The following is a 16,163-nucleotide window of genomic DNA, read 5'->3' on the forward strand; positions in this document are numbered from 1 at the left end:
CATGAAACAGGGTTTGCCCGTGTTGTTGAGCGTCAACGGCGGCTATGTCGACACCGCCGGTTTCCTGGCCTTGCAGGGGCTGTTCACCGCCCATGTCACCGGCAACTTCGTCACCTTCGGCGCGTCGCTGGTGCTGGGCACGTCGGGCGCCGGGGCCAAGCTGCTGGCCCTGCCGGTGTTCTGCCTGGTGGTGATCCTGTCGCGCTTCCTCTGCGCGGGGCTGGAGCGGCGTCAGGTGCCCATCCTGCGCACCCTGCTGGTGCTGAAGATGCTGCTGCTGGCCGCTGGCGCCGCCCTGGCCATTCACTTCGGCCCCTTTCACGACGGCGATGCCCTGCCCGCCATCGTGACCGGCATGGTGCTGGTCACCGCCATGGCCCTGCAGAACGGCATGCACCGCGCCCATATGAGCACGACGCCGCCCACCACCCTGATGACCGGCACCACCACCCAGATCATGATCGACCTGGCCGACCTGATGCGCGGCGTCCCGGCGGAGGCGCGGGCCGCCGCCAAGGGCCGCCTTGGGAAAATGTCGGCCAGCGTCATCGGCTTCGCCTTCGGCTGTGCCGCCGCCGCCGGCCTGTTCCTGGTGGTGCGCGAATGGGCCTTCGTCGTGCCGCCCGTCATCGCCTTCATCGGCGTGCTGGTCACGGGCGATGTCCAGGCTAGCCCTGTGGCGCCAGCAGGACGGTGAGCAGGATCTCCTCCCCCGCCTCACAGTCCTGATACAGCGCCTCTTCCAGCGCGTTCAGCGCCCGGTTGATGCGCGCCAGCTTGGCGGCGTCCGCGCGCACCACATGGAAGCGCGCCGCCAAGGTGCGCTGATCTCCCTCGAAGCGCGGAGTGCCCCCCTCGATGGCGGCGGAGACGGCCCGCGCCCCTGCCTCCGCCACCCGCAGGGCGGCGCGGGCGTAGGTGCGGCGCCCCTCCTCCGTCCGTACCGCCGCCGACGACGACAGCTGGTCCGCCACCATGGCGTAGATCGCCTCCGGCCGGCGGGCGCCGCGCCGTTCCCCCACCACGCGCAATAGCCCGATCCCCTCCATCTGTTTCAGGTGGTGGTAGAGCGATGTCACCGGCCGCCCCATGCGCTGGGCGATTTCCCGCGCCGTGGCTTGGCTGTCGATCTCCAGCCGCTGGATGATGGCCAGGCGGATGGGGGAAGTCAGGCAGTCCAGCTGCGGCTGGGTCAGGATATGGGTGCTGGGCATCGGATCCGAGGGGGGTGGGAGGTGGCTTGCGCTTTCCTATAATTCAAAATATAAGCGTTTCTAGAATTATTTGGAAGAAGCGATACCATGACCCAGCGGAGAGCCCTGGCCGGCGCACTGGCCCTTCTGTTGGCGGCGGCCCCCGCCGTTGGCACCGCGGCAGACCAGGTGCCGGCGGCGGCGATCGACCGTGACGTGGCGGGCGCCCTGCACCGCTTCGGCGTGCCGGGTGCGGCGGTGCAGGTGATCCGTCACGGTAAGGTCATCTACACCAAGGCCTTCGGCGCGCTGGACGCCATCGGTGGCGGCGCGCCGGTGCGGCCGGACACGTTTTTCGAGATTGGTTCCATCACCAAGCAGTTCACCGCCGCCGCCATCCTGCAGTTGCAGGAGGCGGGCAAGCTGCAGGTCGACCGACCGCTGGCCGATTACCTGCCTGGCGCGCCGCATGCCGGCGAGGTGACCTTGCGCCAGTTGCTGAGCCACACCAGCGGCCTGCATGAGTATCTGGACGGCCCGGGGATCGATGAACTGGCCATCCGACCCATCGCCTATCCCGACCTGATCGCGCGGGTGGCACCCCTACCCCTGGACTTCCCGCCCGGCAGCCGCTGGTCCTACTCCAACACCGGCTATCTGCTGTTGGGCAAGGTGATCGAGGCGGTGTCGGGCGAGAGCTACCGCGCCTATCTGCAGCACCACATCTTCGACCCGTTGGGCCTGGGCGACATGCGCACCACGGCGGAGGAAACGCACCTGCCCAACATGGCCCTCGGCCACCACCATGTGGAGGGCCGGCTGGCGCGCGCGGGCATCATCCACGCCGACTGGGCCGGCCCCGCCGGCTTCCTGGTCATGCGGCTGGAGGATTTGGCGATCTGGGATGCGGCCCTACGGGGCGGCAAGGTCATCTCCATGGACAGCTACCGCCAGATGACGACGCCGTTCATGACCAGCCAGAACGGCAGCGCCGACTATGGCTTCGGCCTGTTCGTCGGCACCGTCTACGGCCAGCCGCGCATCGGCCACACCGGCGGGTCCCTGGGCTTCACCACCGCCGACGAATATTTCCCCAAGCAGGATGTGCGCATCGTCGCCCTGACCAACCTGGGCGATGACTCGCCGGAGGCGGGGGAGGCGCTGACCAACATCGTCTTCACCGACCTCTACCCCACCCTGTCGGCGGCGGCCGAGCGGCCCGCCCCGGATGAGGACACCCACGTCACGCAAGCGGCGACGGGCGCCTTCCGCGACCTGCAAACCGGCGGGGACTATGCCCACTTCAGCGCCCCCCTGGGGGCCAAGCTGGCGGGCGACAAGGGCGCCAAATTCGCCACCGACCTCGCCCCCTACGGCGCGCCCACGGCCGCAACCTTCAAGGGCGCGCGGCAAAGCGGGGTTGAGCACTGGTACGACTATGTTCTGCAGTTCGGCCCCGGCGTCTTCCTACCCTTCGCCGTCCGCCTGGGGGACGATGGCAAGGTGGCGGGCTTCTCCATCGGCTAGCGCTTCCTTCCCGCCGCCGCTATAGTTACCGGTAACATGCCGAGTGGCGATAAAGGGGAGGAAACATGAACCGGACCAAGCGGGTATTCGCCCGACGCGTGATGATGGCTATCTGTCTGGCCGCGTTGGCGGGCAACCCTGCCGAGGGCGCCACCGTCGAACACACCACCGTGGAGCGCGCGCCCTGGGGCACCGCCCCGGGCGGGGAGAAGACCGAGACCCTGACCGTCGCCAACGACATCGCCCGCCTGACGCTGTCCACCTACGGCGCCCGCATGGTGTCGCTGCAACTGCCCGATCGCGACGGCCATTGGTCGGACGTGCTGATCCTGCCCGACGCCCCGGCCAAGCTGACGGATTTCTGGGTGATGGCCGGTGCCTCCATCGGCCGGTTCGCCAACCGCATCGCCAACGGCGCCTTCACGCTGGACGGCAAGACCTACCAGGTGGATCGCAACCTGGGGCCCCATACCCTGCACGGCGGGTCCAACGGCTTCGACAGCCGGGTATGGAAGGCCAAGGCCGTGCGCGACGGCGTGGCATTCCATTACGTCTCCGCAGATGGGGAAATGGGCTTCCCCGGCACCTTGGACGTGAGCGTGACCTATCATCTGGCCCGGCAGGGCAGGCAGGCCATCGTCACCATCGATTACGCCGCCAAAACCGACAAGCCGACGGTGGTCAACCTGACCAACCATTCCTTCTTCAACCTGGCGGGCGCCGGCCAGCCCATGACCGGCCAGGCCGTCACCATCGCCGCCGACCGCTACACCCCCACCAGCCCCGACGCCATTCCGGACGGCAGCGTCAGGCCGGTGGACGGCACCCGCTTCGACCTGCGCCACGCCACCGGGTTCAGCGTCATCCTGGGCGGCGGTGGCATGGACCAGAACTTCGTCCTGTCCGCCCCCAGCCTGAAGACCCCCGTGGCCACGGTGACCGACACGGCCTCCGGTCGCATGATGGCGGTCTACACCACCGAGCCCGGCCTACAATTCTACCTGCCGGCCAAGCCCCCCGCCCTGGACGACGTGCCCACCCACGGCTTTTCCCTGGAATCTCAGCACTACCCGGACAGCCCCAACCACCCGGCCTTCCCCAGCACGACCCTGCGCCCGGGCCAGACCTTCCATTCCACCACCCGCTATGTCTTCACCGTGGGGCGGTGAGAGTGCCTACAATGACATAAATTGCGCAATTTATGTCATTACTCTGAAGTGTCTGGAATTAGGAGGGCAATGCGATGAATGTTTCCATCGGAGAACGCTGGGAAGGGTTTGTTGAAGACGTCGTGAAAAGTGGCCGCTACGGGTCAGCCAGCGAGGTTGTGCGGGAAGGCCTGCGCTTGGTGGAAGAGCGCGAAGCCAAACTGCAAGCGCTGCGCAATACCTTGGACGCCTCAATCGCTGCTGGCGGGCAAAACACGGACGACGACCTGACCCGCTTGTTGGATGCCAAGGCGGCTGAATTGGCTAAGGCTGGCTACTGAGTGCGGCGGCTCGTCCTTCTCGATGTGATTGCCCATTTCAGGGACGACCCATTATAGTTTGGCCAGAGGCTTACCCCTGCCGTCGCCGCCAAGCGGCCGGGGGCATGCCCGTCGCGGCGGCGAAGACGCGGGTCAGGTGGCTTTGGTCGGCGAAGCCGCAGGCCAGCGCGATCTCGGCGATGGGCTGAGGGCCGCGCAGCAGCTCCCGCGCGCGGGCCACACGATGGTCCAGCAGCCAGCGGTAGGGCGTCTGCCCGGTGGTCTCGCGAAAGGCCTTGATGAAGTGGCTGCGCGACAGGCCGCATTCGGCCGCCACCTCGGCGATGGCGATGTCGCCGCCCAGGTTGGTGGCCAGGAACTCCTTGGCCCGCGCCTCCTGCCATTGCGACAGCCCCCCCGTGCGCCGGCCGCCCGGCGGCGCCAGCGGGGCCATGCCGCCGTAGGTCTGGGCCACATGGATGGTCAGCGCCAGGGTCACCTGGTCCACGAACAGGCGGTTGCCCCGGTCCGGCATGTCCAGCGCGGGCAGCAGGGCGGACACCAGGCCATAGGCCACGGGGTCCACCGTGCCCCGCGCGCGGGCGAAGCCGCTGACGGCTGGACGCTCCAGTTCTTCGGACAGGGCGTCCAAGCCGGTGCGCGGAATCTGGACGCGGACATTGTCAAAGGATGAGAGGTGGCGGCAGGCCCAGCCCTCCCCCAGGTGGGTGACGGACAAGGCCATGCGGGCGTGGCCGCCGGTGAAGACCAAACGCCCGCCGCGCCACAGCTCATGCCGGGCGAAGTCGCGCAACTGGACGATGACGGAGAACATGTCCAGGCAGGGGATGTCCTGCCGGTCGCGGCTGGCGGGGTGGTCCTGGCGCAGGCGCAGCACCTGGGTGTCGCCCGCCCGCAGGCTGGCGGCGCCCGGCGGGGCCAAGCGTGTGTCCGGCATGATCTCCCCCATCTGGTTGGCGCGATCCCGCTTCCCCCGGGCGGGGGTGCCCCACTAGACTACAGCCGCTGGGGACGGGTTGTCGAAAGACAAGGGCGGGGCCGAACCGTCGCCGGCATCCCCTCCACCATTCCGCCGTTTTGGCGGGACTATCGTTCAAATCCACGCGCATCCGACAAGAACGGCCAGCCACCGCCCTCTACCGTGGCCCGTCGTTCGCGTGGATAAATATTTCGCTGGAAAACTGTTGGGGAATCATGGGCAGCGTCGGGCAGTTCGAATTCATCCTGCTGCTGCTGGTGGCCATCCTGGGCCTGCGGCTGCTGGCCGGCCGCCTGGGCCTGCCGCCGGCGGCGGCCCTGATCATCGGCGGCATGGGCCTGGCCTTCGTGCCCGGCGTGCCGGCCTTCGACCTGGATCCCGATCTGGTGCTGGTGCTGTTCCTGCCGCCGCTGCTGATGGACGGGGCCTATTACACCGTCTGGCGGGAGTTCCGGCGCAACCTGGCCGCCATCCTGCAACTGGCCATCGGCGCCGTGCTGTTCACCACCCTGGCCGTGGGCATCGTCACCCATCTGCTGGTGCCGGACCTGCCCTGGGCGGTGTGCTTCGCGCTCGGCGCCGTGGTTTCACCCCCCGACGCGGTGGCGGCCAAGGCGGTACTGGAGCATGTGACCCTGCCCCGCCGCCTGGTCGTGCTGCTGGAGGGGGAAAGCCTGCTGAACGACGCCGCCGGCCTGGTGCTGTTCCGCTTCGCCATCGCCGCGGCGCTGACCGGCGCGTTCAGCCTGGGCCAGGCCACCCTGGCCTTCACCGGCCTGGCGGTGGGCGGCGTCATCGTCGGCGGCGTGCTGGGCTATCTCTGGATCCGCGGGCTGCGCCTGCTCAAGCATGAGCACCTGACCATCACCGCCATCTTCCTGCTGCCCTGGGCCGCCTACATCCTGGGGGAGGCGGCCGGCGTGTCCGGCGTCATCGCCACGGTGGCCGCCGGCCTGGTGCTGGGCTGGCACCAGCATGAGGTGTTCACCGCCAGCGTGCGACTGATGGGAACGGCCGCCTGGCAGGTCATGGTCTTCGTGCTGGAGGCCCTGGTCTTCATCCTGATCGGCCTGTCGTTGCGCGGTGTCATGAGCCGCCTGGGCGGTGTGGAACATGCGCTGGGCACCCTGGCCGTGCCGGTTTTGGCCGTGCTGGGCACCGTCGTGGTCGCCCGCTTCCTGTGGGTGTTCGCGGCGGAAGGGGCCGGGCAGCTCTTGGGCCAGCTGACCAAGCGGCGGCCCCGGTGGTCCCCCGCCAGCGCCCTGTTGCTGAGCTGGGCCGGCATGCGCGGCGTGGTCACCCTGGCCGTGGCCCTGTCCATCCCCATCGAGGTGCCGGGGCGTGATCTGATCCTGGCCGCCGCCTTCGCCGTCATCCTGGGCACCGTGCTGATCCAGGGCAGCAGCCTCGGCCCCCTGATCCGCTGGCTGGGCCTGGACAAGTCGGCGGGTCATCAGGGCGCGGTGCTGACGGCACCCCAGGCCATGGCCGCCGTCGCCGCCGCCCAGCTGGAAGCCGTGCGCGCCCGCGCCCACAACGCCGACGGCAGCGTGCGCCACCCCCGCCTGTTGGAGCAGTACACCCACCGCGCCCGCGTGGCCGAACGCTATTCCAAGGAGCGGGACATCCTGAGCGCCGACCGCAGCGAGCATTACGACGTGATCCTGGCCACCATCGCCGCCGGCCGGGCGGAGGTGCTGCGCCTGCACCGCACCGGCCGCATCCACGACGATGTGCTGCACGTCCTGGAATATGAGCTGGACCTGCAGGAAATGGCGGCCAGCACGTCGCGGCTGCGGCTGGGTTAAGGTTTGTTCGGGTCGTCCGCCACCAGCACGGCGATGGCCTCTCGGCAGAAGTCCACCCATAGGGTTTCCGCCATCACGCCGGCCTGCAGCACCAGGTGCTGCAGCTCACGCTGGCGGCTGGGGGTGTCACCGGTGAAATCGCGCCGTTCGATCTCCCGGTACAGCGCCAGTTTCTCCAGATGCTGGGCCAGGCGGCTTTCGATGTCGCGCACCAGGTCGGTGGGGCCGATCACCGCCTCCGCCCGCAGCCGCACCATCAGTTCATCGCGCAGCGGCTTGGGCTCCCGCGCCTCCCCGGTCCAGCGGCGCAGTTCCTCCCGCCCCGCCGGCAGCACCTGATAGGCCCGCTTGCGGCCCCGGCCGGCCTCCGGCGCCAGGGCCGCGATCCAACCCTGTTCCTCCAGCCGTTTCAGCTCGCGGTAAATCTGCTGGTGCGTCGCCTGCCAGAAAAAGCCGATGGAGCGGTCGAAACGGCCCGCCAACTCGGAACCAGAGCAGGGGCGTTCCAGCAGGGCGGTCAGCAGGGCGTGGGGCAGGGACATGGAGGCTCGATCCGATAAAACGCCCCTGACGGTACCCGCCCGGGCCGTCTCTATGCAACCAGTTGCACAAAGGAGCCGCCTGCCCCATTATGCAACAAGTTGCATAATGAAAGACGGGCGCGCCACCATGACCACCCCCTACCCCCACCTGCTGCAGCCGCTGGACTTAGGCTTCACGCAGCTGCGCAACCGCGTGCTGATGGGGTCCATGCATACGGGTCTGGAGGACAGCCGCCAGACCCTGCATCGTCTGGCCGCCTATCTGGGGGAGCGGGCGGCGGGCGGGGTGGGCCTGATCGTCACCGGCGGCTTCGCGCCCAACATCGCCGGCTGGACCAAGCCCCTGGGCGGCACCCTGGCCCTGACGTCCACCGCGCGCCGCCACCGCCCCATCCCCGACGCCGTGCATGCGGAGGGGGGCAGGATCGCGCTGCAGATCCTGCACACCGGTCGCTATGGCTATCACCCCTTCGCCGTCGCGCCGTCGCGCGTCAAGTCGCCCATCAGCCCCTTTACCCCGCATGCGCTGAGCGCCCGGGGAATAGAGCGGCAGATCCGCGCCTTCGTCCGCTGCGCCCTGCTGGCGCGGGAGGCGGGGTACGACGGCGTGGAGATCATGGGGTCCGAAGGCTATTTCATTAATCAGTTCCTGGTCACCCACACCAACAAGCGCACCGACGCCTGGGGCGGGTCATACGAGAACCGCATGCGCCTGCCCGTCGAGATCGTGCGCCGCACGCGGGAGGCGGTGGGACGCGATTTCATCATCATCTACCGCCTGTCCATGCTGGACCTGATCCCCGACGGCAGCACGTGGGAGGAGGTGGTGCAACTGGCCAAGGCGGTGGAGGCGGCGGGCGCCACCCTCATCAACACCGGCATCGGCTGGCATGAGGCGCGCATCCCCACCATCGCCACCTCCGTCCCCCGCGGCGCCTTCGCCTGGGTGACCAAGAAGATGAAGGGCAATGTCGGCATCCCCCTGGTCACCACCAACCGCATCAACACGCCGGAGGTGGCGGAGCAAATCCTGGCCGACGGGTGCGCCGACATGGTGTCCATGGCCCGCCCCCTGTTGGCCGACGCGGCGTTCGTGAACAAGGCCGCCGCCGGCAAGGCGGATGAGATCAACACCTGCATCGGCTGCAACCAGGCCTGCCTGGATCATACCTTCAAGGCGCAGATCTCCACCTGCCTGGTGAATCCCCGCGCCTGCCATGAGACGGAGCTGACCTACGCCCCTGCCGCCGTGCGCAAGCGGATCGCGGTGGTGGGCGCCGGGCCCGCCGGCCTGGCCGCCGCCACCGTCGCCGCCCAGCGCGGCCACGCCGTGCAGTTGTTCGAGGCGGCGGGCGAGATCGGCGGCCAGTTCAACATGGCCAAGCGCATTCCCGGCAAGGAGGAGTTCCATGAGACGCTACGCTATTTCCGCCGGCAGATCGAACTGACCGGCGTCACCCTGCACCTGAACCGCAAAGTCACCGCCGAAGACCTGATCGGCGGTGGCTATGACGCGGTCATCCTGGCCACGGGCGTCACCCCGCGCGACCCGCGCATCCCGGGGCAGGACGCCGGCATGGCCAGCGGCCGGGTGGTCACCTACCTGGACGTGCTGCGCCATAATAAGCCGGTGGGCCGGCGCGTGGCGGTCATCGGCGCCGGCGGCATCGGCTTCGACATCAGCGAGTACTTGGTGCAGGACGGCCCCTCCCCCACCCTGGATCTGGCGGCCTGGCAGGCGGAGTGGGGCGTGACCGACCCGGCCACGACGCGCGGTGGCGTCACCCGGCCGGAGATCACGGCGCCGGCGCGCGAGGTCACCCTGCTGCAGCGCAAGCCTGGCGGCCTGGGTAAGAGTCTGGGCAAGACCACGGGCTGGATCCACCGCCGCCTGCTGAAGATGAAGAACGTGCAGATGCTGGCCGGCGTGAATTACGAGCGCATCGACGAAGGCGGCCTGTTCATCACCTTTGGCGAGAAGCGGGAGAACCCGACGGTGATCGAGGCCGACACCATCGTGCTGTGCACCGGGCAGGAACCGCTGCGCGAGCTGCACGAACCGCTGACGGCGGCGGGCGTCGCGGTCCACCTGATCGGCGGCGCCGACGTGGCGGCGGAACTGGACGCCAAGCGGGCGATCAACCAGGGCAGCCGCCTGGCCGCCACCCTCTGACGGAGACCATCATGACCGACCTGCCGCTACATCCCGCCGTCGCCGCCAGCCTGGAGAAGTGGCACGACGGCGTCGCCCGCCGCGACCTGTCCTTCCTGCCCGCCATCGTGCATCCGGAGGCCGTGTTCCGTTCCCCCATGGCGTTCACGCCCTATGGCCCGGCGCAGGCCCTGGTTCTCATCCTGGGCACCGTCATCCAGGTGTTTCAGGATTTCGCCTATCACCGCCAGTTCATCGACGCCGACGGCCTGAACGTGGTGCTGGAGTTCAGCGCCAAGGTGGGCGAGCGCGCGTTGAAGGGCATCGACATGATCCGCTTCGACGCGCAGGGTCGCATCGTGGAATTCGAGGTGATGGTCCGCCCCATGAGCGGCCTGCAGGCCCTGGGCGAGGAAATGGGCCGCCGCCTGGCCCATGCCCTGCCCACGCATAAGCAGCGGGCCTGACCAGCAAATGCCGGCGGCATGAGCAAGGGCTCATGCCGCCGTGGGCGGATTCGCGCGGACCGGAGGGGACTGCAAAATGAGGGAGCAGAAAGCCATGACCAATGCGGCCCCCCAGAGGATCAGCCTGGACATTCAGGGCGCCGTCGCCCACGTCCGCCTGGCGCGGCCGGAGAAGCTGAACGGCATGGACTTCCCTATGCTGCGCGCCTTGGTCCGCGCCGCCGGGGAGATACGCCGCCACCGCCACGTGCGCGCCGTCATCCTGAGCGGTGAGGGTGCGGCCTTCAGCGCCGGCCTGGATTTCGCCGCCGTGACCCGGAAGCCGTGGGAGGTGGTGAAGGCCTTCGTCACCCTGGGCCGCAGCACCAACCTGTTCCAGCGCACCTGCTGGTGCTGGCGCGAGCTGCCGGTGCCGGTCATCGCCGTGCTGCACGGCCGCTGCTATGGCGGCGCCATGCAGTTGGCGCTGGCCGCCGACTTCCGCATCGCCACGCCGGATTGCGAGCTATCGGTGATGGAGGGCAAGTGGGGCCTGATCCCGGACATGAGCGGCAGCGTATCTTTACGCGAACTGGTGCCCATCGACGTGGCCAAGCGCCTGACCATGACGGCCCAGGTGATCAGTGCCACCGAGGCCAAGGCCCTGAACCTGGTGACCGAGGTGGCGGACGACCCCATGGCGGCAGCGGAAGCGTTGGCGGCCGAGCTGTGCGCCCGCTCCCCCGACGCGGTGGCCGGCGCCAAGGCCCTGTTCCAGCGCGCCTGGAGCGCCAGCATCCGGGGCGCCTTCGCGGCCGAGCGCCGCATCCAGTTCCAGATCATGCGCGGCCCCAACTGGCGCATCGCCCTGCGCGCCGGTCTGGATAAGAGACCGCCACAGTTCCGTGAACGGAGCTTCAGGCGATAGCCCATATCATTGAGGAAAAATGGATTGGAGCATGGAAGCTATCATGCCACCCTATAAGGCCTGAAGGCTTCACTGATGAGGTCATTTAATGAGTCTTTCACGGGATACAATAATATCGAGTGCTCTGCTCATCATTATGGCCCTATGCTTATTCGCCGGATTCTTTCTTTCAAAATATAACGTTGATATTCCCGCCTTGGCATATATAGGCGCAGGCACAGGCGTATTTTCCATCGTTTTCGGCAACCGGGCCTTCTTCCACTGGCTCCGGAAATTCAGAGCAAAACAGTAGAATCATAAGACTTCACCAGCCGTTGAACCGGTCCCAGCGCTGCAGGTCGCCGCCCTCCCGGGGCAGGACGGTATAGGCGTCGAACTGCGCGGCGGTGGCGCAGGCGTGGTTGGGGAAGACGCGCAGCTGCGTGCCGATGGGGAACGGGGCCTCCAGGTCGGCGCCAGCCGCGCCGGCCCAGTGCAGCACGCCGTGTTCCTGGTTGGCGTCGCGTCCCCAGAAGAAAAGCCCGGTTCGATCAGGTGAACGAACCGGGCCTGAAGGTGGGTAGGAAGGAAGATGAAGCCCCGCGCGTCCCGGTCCGCCCGGATGGGGAAGGACGCGCGGACACCTGGAACCCGCCAACCGCGCGCCGGTTCCAGGGCGGTCCATGAGGTTTCTGAGGCGCCGTGTTTCCCTGCCGGATCCGCCCGACACAGCAGTTGGCTTAGCGATACGACGTGAAACTGGGGTCAATGGGGGACAACAGCAGCTGGTGGCGCTGTTCATAGGTCAGGGGATGGAAGATTTCCCCCAGCAGTTCCGCCCAGCGCAAGGGATAGGGCGAAGGCTGGCCGTTGGGCAGAAGCACGCCCGTCTGGTCCAGGGGATGGATGGCGGGATGGCGCCGCAGCGCTTCCAGCTTTTGGTCCAACAGCGCCTCCGTCCGCGCCAGCCAGGCGGCGGTGAGGGGCGTGCCCTTCCTGAAGATGAAGGCGCAAAGGCCGATCAGCTCCTGATGCGAGCGGCGCAGCAGGTCCCCGAACTCCCCGGTGATGTGCGGGATGCCGTGGGCCAGCTCCTGGTAGCCAAGGGCCAGCTTGTCCGACGCGCCCAGCTGGTCGAAGAACGGCCCCCACCTCTTGGAGGTGCTTTTGATATCCGTGTAGCCACCCCCGTAGTGGTGCATCAGGTAGCAGCGCAGATAGTCCGCCTTGTGGGTGGAACTGAGGTAGGGCCAGGCGGGGTGCAGAGGGAAGTCAGGCTTCACCCAATCCCCGACCGTTTCGCGCGTGATGAAGGCGACGCCGCAGCCGGTGTTGCGGAAGATGGTCCACAGCGCCCGCAAGCGGGCATCCGACATGATCTCCGGCCCTGTCCACAGGCAGAAGACGATGCGGCCGGCGAAAGCGTCCAGGTCGTGCGGTTTGGCGGTTCCGGGGGCGGTCATGATGAGGCGGCCGTTAGAGCATGGAAGGGGTGGCCGGGATGCCCAGGCCGTTCATCAGCGACACCCGCCTCTGTGCGATGTCCGCATTGGGCGCGGGGTGGCGGCGGTAGACGTAGAGATAGTCGATGACGGCGTTGTAGTCGTTGGCCGCGCGGCTGTTGCCCCGGCGGTCCGTCGTCGCGTCCTTCACCTCGAAGATGCGGGAGGCCAGCACCGCCACGTGCACCGGCATCTGCCGGTTGATGACGGCCAGCATGAAATCCCAATCCTCATAGGCCCGCATGAACATGTCGAACTCCAGCCCCGTCAGCAGCGTGCGCGGAAAGGCGAAGCACGACATGTGGACCTGGTTTTTGATGTAAACCTCCAGCGTCAGGCGCCCCGCCACGTCCATGAAGCTTTCATCCAGGAATTCCGGCCCGTCCGGCCCCCGCCGTTCGGTGACGACGCTGCCGTTGGCGTAAACGGCCAGGCCCTGCTGCACCGCGGGCTGGGCCAGCAGGGCGGGGATGAAGTTGGTGTGCCAGGCGTCGTCGTCATCCAGGAACAGGATATAACGCCCGCGCGCCAGTGACAGGCCCAGGTTGCGGCTGGCCGAGGGGCCCGGGGCGCCGTTGCGGCGGATGTAGATGTCGTCCGCCGACAGCAGTGCGGCGCAGGCGCGGTCCGTCTCGCCATCCGTGGCGTCGGAAATGACAATGACCTCCACCACCGCCGGCTGCTGCTTGACGGATTCCAGGGCGCGGCGCAGCAGGTGCGCCCGCTTGTGCGTGGGAATGATGACGGTGACATCGGGTTGGGCGGCCATGGCGGTCTCGACTGTCAGCGCTTTCCCGCCTTGCGGCCGGCGGCGGGCCTGTCGGCCGCGCCATGGGTTTGTATCTCTTTCGCCAATCGTGCCGTCACCGCCGCCATGACCGGGCCCCATTCACCCGCCGCCGGCTGGCGGAACTGCGTCAGGTTGGGATACCAGGGGCTGGTCTCCACCCCCGCCTCCAGCCAGCGCCAGCAGCTGTCAAAGCGGTTCAGCAGCCACACCGGCCGGCCCAGCGCGCCCGCCAGGTGGGCCACGGCGGAATCCACGCTGATCACCAGGTCCAGGCCTTGTACCAGGGCCGCGGTATTGGCCATGTCGGCAAAATCCGCCGTCCAGTCGATCAAACCCAGGGCGGCGCCATCCCCCCCCTTCTGCAGGGAGAAGAATCTGGCCCCCGGTTGGTTCAGAAGGGGACCCAACAGGTCCGGCGCCACGGAGCGGCCGCTGTTGCGCGGGTGGTTGGGATTGCCCGCCCAGCACAGGCCGACGCGCAGACCCTGGTGCGCGGCCAAGCGCTGGGCAAACGCCGCCGCCTCATCCGCGGGGGCGGCCAGATAGGGCACCTCCGCCGGCACCGTCGCCAGCGTGGTGCGGAAGGCGCCCATCAGGTTGTGCAGGGGCAGGCGCAGGTCGAACCCGGCGGAGAGTTCGCCGATGGCCACCGCCTCATCCACCTCCGGCATGGCGGCCACCAGGCGCAGCAGCTCCGGCTGGCATTCCACGACGACGCGGGCGCCCAGGGCCTTGAGCGGCCGGGCATAGCGCACGAACTGCAGCGTATCGCCCAGGCCGCTATCCGCCGACAGCACGATGGTGCGTCCATCTTGGCGGATGGGCTGGCCGGCCGGATCCTGGAACAGGCCGATCTGGCTTTCCGCGATGCGGCCATGCCAGATCCAGGCGATGCCCTCCGCCCCCTTGACGAAGTCACCTTTCCGCAGGTGCTGACGGCCGGTATAGATGTTGGCCTCGACATGGGATGGGTTGATCCGTAGCGCATTGGCCAGATAGGCCAGCGCCTCATCCGTCCGCCCCAGATGCTCGGCGTACTTGCCGAGACGGCAGTAGACGTCGTCGAGGCTGCCCAGCAAACCACCCTTTTCCTGCAGCAGGGCCACCGCGTCCTCATAAGCCTCCAGCGCATCATAGGCCTGGGACAGCGCGTTGATGACCCGGGGATCGTCGGGGGCGGCTGCCAGCGCCCGGCGCAGCACGTCCCGCCCCTCGTCCGCCCGCTGGTTGGCCACCAACTGCTTGCCCAGGTTCAGGAGGGCGTCCACGTAGACGGGATCGATCTCAAGCGCGCGACGCAACAGGCGCTCGGCCTCCGTGAAGGGGGCGATCAGGGCCAGGTTGTTCATGACCACCAGATTGTCCGGGTCGGCGGCCAGGATGGCGGCGTAGGCGGCGTGCGCCTCCCCCACTCGGCCTTGCTGGTGCAGGCCGATGGCCTCGGCGAACCTGGTGCTGATTTCCTGCCGGCGCGCCACCTGGGCGAACCGCGCCGCACTGTCGTCGGCCGCGGCACCCAAGCCCCAGCCCTTGTTCCGCTTGCGCAACACGACCTCGATGGCCGATTCCGACGTGCCCTTCAAGGTTTGATCGCGCAGCGGCGCGTCATACTGGAAGCCGCTGTCCAGCTTCTCCAGCTTCAGCACCTCCACCTCTTCCTTAAACAGATCCAGCAACTGCACGACGCTGATCGACTTCGGCGACCAGCTCTGCGGTTTCAGGATGGTGAAGGTCCATTTGTGGTCTTGGTTGAAGATGGAGGGCCAAACGCCCTGCTCATACATATCCTCGTCCGGAATGGTGATGATCAGGTGGCCGCCGGGCTTGCAGATGCGGATCCAGTTGCCGAGCGACCGCACGGGGTCCACCAGCTTTTCCAGGCAATGGCTGGAATGGACGAAGTCATAGCTGTTGTCCGCCACCCCTTCCATCAACATGGCGTCACCATCGGGCGGATCCCACGGCCGGGCGGACTTCATCAGCGGAAAATAGTCCCCAAGGTTGCCCAAGGGGTTGGGGCCGCAGCCGATGTCTATCCCCTCGCCCACGATCCAGCGGCGGGCGAAGCGCCCGTCCGCGGTACGGCGCAGCATCTGCTTGGTCGTCTCATCCGCCATCACGCCACTCCGCACATCGGCAGCGTCCGGTCCCGGGACGCGTCGAGAAAATGACCAAACCGGGCCGCAGGCATCCTGTCACCGCGGAGTCAGCGCCAGATAGCCGTCATCGGCATAGTCGCGGACGATAGTGTGGGTGTGGCGGAACTGGCGGAAGACGAAATCGATGTTTCGGTCGTAAAAAGCCAGCTTGTGCTCTGTCACCGGCACGGCGCCGTCAGCGTAGGGGCCGTCCTCATAGGCGCGCAGACCATTCACCAGGATCACGTCGCGGCTGCGTGGCCGCAACTGCCGCAACTGGGCCATCAGGCTTTCCAGCGGCGGGCGCAGGGCGTCGTTCCCACCGGGGCCATACTTGGCCTGATGATAGGCAGCGCCGGGTTCATGGCCATCAAGCCAGAACAGTATGGGAAGCTGTGCCGGGACCAAGGGCAGCACGGCCTTCAGCACATCCTCGCAGGTGGCGTACAGCAATTGAGCCCGAGGCACACCAGCCAGGCGCGCGCGCGCCTGGTTCAGGGCCTCCGTCGCGGTTTCGGCGGAGAACAGCCGCTCAAATCCAAAGGACGCGGCATGCAGCACGTTGTCGCCCGTCCCTGTCAGGGTCTCGATATAGACCTGGCACTGATAGGCGTCCAGCAGGCCCTTGAGATCGAAATGACGCAGTGTTCCCATGCGACCCACCGTTGGATATGCAGCCCTTGACCGTCC

Annotated in this window: 16 protein-coding genes; 8 read left to right on the top strand and 8 right to left on the bottom strand. The window is 67.7% G+C overall.

Going from position 1 to position 16,163, the window contains the following annotated elements; genetic code table 11:
* The first annotated feature begins 1 nt into the window (after position 1).
* Positions 2-697, top strand: a complete 696-nt coding sequence (locus tag FBZ89_RS13830; RefSeq protein WP_145750549.1) for a DUF1275 family protein — start codon at positions 2-4, stop codon at positions 695-697.
* On the opposite strand, the gene FBZ89_RS13835 is transcribed toward FBZ89_RS13830, so the two are convergent.
* Positions 669-1,214 (bottom strand): winged helix-turn-helix domain-containing protein, encoded by a 546-nt coding sequence (locus FBZ89_RS13835; RefSeq protein ID WP_145750550.1) that lies wholly within the window; start codon positions 1,212-1,214, stop codon positions 669-671. The genes FBZ89_RS13830 and FBZ89_RS13835 overlap by 29 nt on opposite strands.
* Positions 1,215-1,301: 87 nt before the next feature.
* On the opposite strand from FBZ89_RS13835, the gene FBZ89_RS13840 reads away from it, so the two are divergent.
* From FBZ89_RS13840 to FBZ89_RS13850, 3 genes are all read left to right on the top strand, one after another.
* Entirely contained in the window at positions 1,302-2,720 is a 1,419-nt protein-coding gene (locus FBZ89_RS13840; RefSeq protein ID WP_145750551.1) for a serine hydrolase domain-containing protein, read from the top strand.
* Positions 2,721-2,785: 65 nt separating this feature from the next.
* On the top strand, positions 2,786-3,889 hold the full coding sequence (locus FBZ89_RS13845; RefSeq protein ID WP_145750552.1) for an aldose epimerase family protein: 1,104 nt from the start codon (positions 2,786-2,788) through the stop codon (positions 3,887-3,889).
* Positions 3,890-3,963: 74 nt separating this feature from the next.
* Positions 3,964-4,209: a type II toxin-antitoxin system ParD family antitoxin gene (locus tag FBZ89_RS13850; protein WP_145750553.1), complete on the top strand. Its 246-nt coding sequence runs from the start codon at positions 3,964-3,966 to the stop codon at positions 4,207-4,209.
* A 70-nt stretch (positions 4,210-4,279) separates the two neighbouring features.
* On the opposite strand, the gene FBZ89_RS13855 is transcribed toward FBZ89_RS13850, so the two are convergent.
* Positions 4,280-5,146 carry an AraC family transcriptional regulator gene (locus FBZ89_RS13855; RefSeq protein WP_145750554.1) on the bottom strand — a complete coding sequence of 289 codons (867 nt, stop codon included), beginning with the start codon at positions 5,144-5,146 and terminating at the stop codon, positions 4,280-4,282.
* A gap of 257 nt (positions 5,147-5,403) precedes the next feature.
* Here FBZ89_RS13855 and FBZ89_RS13860 point away from each other — a divergent pair, with 257 nt between their 5' ends.
* Positions 5,404-6,996, top strand: coding sequence for a Na+/H+ antiporter (locus tag FBZ89_RS13860; RefSeq protein ID WP_145750555.1), 1,593 nt, complete (start codon positions 5,404-5,406; stop codon positions 6,994-6,996).
* On the opposite strand, the gene FBZ89_RS13865 is transcribed toward FBZ89_RS13860, so the two are convergent.
* The gene (locus FBZ89_RS13865) at positions 6,993-7,538 is read right to left on the bottom strand and encodes a PadR family transcriptional regulator (RefSeq protein WP_145750556.1); all 546 of its coding nucleotides are present in this window, start codon (positions 7,536-7,538) and stop codon (positions 6,993-6,995) included. The genes FBZ89_RS13860 and FBZ89_RS13865 overlap by 4 nt on opposite strands.
* 127 nt (positions 7,539-7,665) lie before the next feature.
* On the opposite strand from FBZ89_RS13865, the gene FBZ89_RS13870 reads away from it, so the two are divergent.
* From FBZ89_RS13870 to FBZ89_RS13880, 3 genes are all read left to right on the top strand, one after another.
* A complete protein-coding gene (locus tag FBZ89_RS13870; RefSeq protein ID WP_145750557.1) occupies positions 7,666-9,711 on the top strand; it encodes an NADPH-dependent 2,4-dienoyl-CoA reductase in 2,046 nt (681 codons plus the stop codon).
* 11 nt (positions 9,712-9,722) lie between these two features.
* On the top strand, positions 9,723-10,157 hold the full coding sequence (locus FBZ89_RS13875; RefSeq protein ID WP_145750558.1) for a nuclear transport factor 2 family protein: 435 nt from the start codon (positions 9,723-9,725) through the stop codon (positions 10,155-10,157).
* 76 nt (positions 10,158-10,233) lie between these two features.
* Complete coding sequence (locus tag FBZ89_RS13880; RefSeq protein WP_211115225.1) at positions 10,234-11,064, top strand: crotonase/enoyl-CoA hydratase family protein; 831 nt, start codon at positions 10,234-10,236, stop codon at positions 11,062-11,064.
* 304 nt (positions 11,065-11,368) lie between these two features.
* On the opposite strand, the gene FBZ89_RS13885 is transcribed toward FBZ89_RS13880, so the two are convergent.
* The 5 genes from FBZ89_RS13885 to FBZ89_RS13905 form a co-directional block, all read right to left on the bottom strand.
* Positions 11,369-11,845: a hypothetical protein gene (locus FBZ89_RS13885; protein WP_145750559.1), complete on the bottom strand. Its 477-nt coding sequence runs from the start codon at positions 11,843-11,845 to the stop codon at positions 11,369-11,371.
* Positions 11,784-12,506, bottom strand: a complete 723-nt coding sequence (locus FBZ89_RS13890) for a glycosyltransferase family 32 protein (protein ID WP_145750560.1) — start codon at positions 12,504-12,506, stop codon at positions 11,784-11,786. The genes FBZ89_RS13885 and FBZ89_RS13890 overlap by 62 nt, the downstream gene beginning before the upstream one ends.
* Before the next feature lie 13 nt (positions 12,507-12,519).
* A complete protein-coding gene (locus FBZ89_RS13895; protein ID WP_145750561.1) occupies positions 12,520-13,314 on the bottom strand; it encodes a glycosyltransferase family 2 protein in 795 nt (264 codons plus the stop codon).
* Positions 13,315-13,328: 14 nt separating this feature from the next.
* The gene (locus tag FBZ89_RS13900; protein WP_145750562.1) at positions 13,329-15,452 is read right to left on the bottom strand and encodes a tetratricopeptide repeat protein; all 2,124 of its coding nucleotides are present in this window, start codon (positions 15,450-15,452) and stop codon (positions 13,329-13,331) included.
* Positions 15,453-15,530: 78 nt separating this feature from the next.
* Positions 15,531-16,127 (bottom strand): hypothetical protein, encoded by a 597-nt coding sequence (locus FBZ89_RS13905; RefSeq protein ID WP_145750563.1) that lies wholly within the window; start codon positions 16,125-16,127, stop codon positions 15,531-15,533.
* Between the last annotated feature and the right edge of the window lie 36 nt (positions 16,128-16,163).

The sequence above is a fragment of the Nitrospirillum amazonense genome, assembly GCF_007828045.1.
Taxonomy (GTDB): domain Bacteria; phylum Pseudomonadota; class Alphaproteobacteria; order Azospirillales; family Azospirillaceae; genus Nitrospirillum; species Nitrospirillum amazonense_C.